The organism is Xanthomonas sp. BRIP62415 (genome assembly GCF_003993515.1).
Classification (GTDB): domain Bacteria; phylum Pseudomonadota; class Gammaproteobacteria; order Xanthomonadales; family Xanthomonadaceae; genus Xanthomonas; species Xanthomonas euroxanthea.
This window is the reverse complement of record NZ_QEZH01000048.1, coordinates 1-392: the sequence shown is the minus strand read 5'-3', so window position 1 is coordinate 392 and position 392 is coordinate 1. Positions and strand designations below refer to the sequence as shown.

Genomic DNA, 392 nt, shown 5'->3' with positions numbered 1-392 from the left:
CCTGTACGCGAGCTTGCGGCGGTACCGGCGCGGCGACCTCCATTTCCTTCTCGCTGTGCTGCAAGGCCCATGCATTGTCTTTCGGGACAAACCGCAGCGTCATGTGTTTTTCGCTGGGCCCGGCCTGCCCGGTAACGATGCAATCGAGCGTCTCTGGTTTGGCGCCGACAGCCGGCACGCAGCCGGTCAACGCGGTCAAGCGCGGATGAAAGATGGCGGACATGAGGTCGTCGTCCTGACCCTGCGTGTTGGCTGCCTTGTCATCGGCGATCGCCGCATCGAGTGCCTGTTGGGCCTGGGCCAGCGACACCGTGGCTGCAGCAGCGGTGCCAGCTGTGACGGTCGAGGACAACAGCGCGGCAGTGAGCACGGCAACGTGCATGGTGGAGTAT

Annotated in this window: 1 pseudogene; it reads right to left on the bottom strand. The window is 64.3% G+C overall.

Annotation, left to right across the window (positions count from 1 at the left end):
- A pseudogene (locus EO141_RS21275) lies at nucleotides 1-370 on the bottom strand (hypothetical protein); the annotation flags it as partial.
- Nucleotides 371-392 lie beyond the last annotated feature (22 nt).